Consider the following 590-nt stretch of genomic DNA (forward strand, 5'->3'; position numbering starts at 1 on the left):
GGGTATAAAACACCAGCGAACGCGAGATATTTACTTAATAAAAACATTACACCGTATATGCCATATACTCGACCACGAGGTTCAAAGGATTTACTCAAAAAGAGTGAATATGTTTATGATGAATATTATGATGTTTACTTATGTCCTGGCGGTTCAGAACTCACTTACAGACGCACAGATAAGGACGGTTATCGCCTGTATATGTCAGATCCTATGAAATGTAAAGAGTGTCCGCTACTTTCACAGTGTACAAAAAGTCAGGGGAAACAAAAAGTGATTACCCGACATGTATGGCAATCCTACATTGATACAGTCGAAGAAATTCGACATACGGAAAAAGGTAAAACTGAATATAAGAAGAGATCCCAAACCGTCGAACGTCGTTTTGGAGATGCGAAAGAGCAGCATGGACTCAGATGGACACGTCATAGAGGTATTAAAAAAGTGTTCCGAGACACCACGCTTATTTGTGCATGCATGAACTTGAAAAAGTTGGCAAACTGGCTCATCAAAGAGCCTCAACTGACAGTGTAAACCACTGTTTTTTCTTTGAAATATCAAACTTATTTTAAAATATATGTAGACAAAAA

At 38.0% G+C, this 590-nt stretch carries 1 protein-coding gene; it reads left to right on the forward strand.

The annotated features are described in order from the left end of the window. Positions 1-534, forward strand: a 534-nt coding sequence (locus HMPREF3029_RS04900) for a transposase (protein ID WP_144265410.1), incomplete at its 5' end; no start/stop codon positions are given. Positions 535-590 lie beyond the last annotated feature (56 nt).

The organism is Nosocomiicoccus sp. HMSC059G07, assembly GCF_001815515.1.
In the GTDB taxonomy this organism is placed as follows: Bacteria; Bacillota; Bacilli; order Staphylococcales; family Salinicoccaceae; genus Nosocomiicoccus; species Nosocomiicoccus ampullae_A.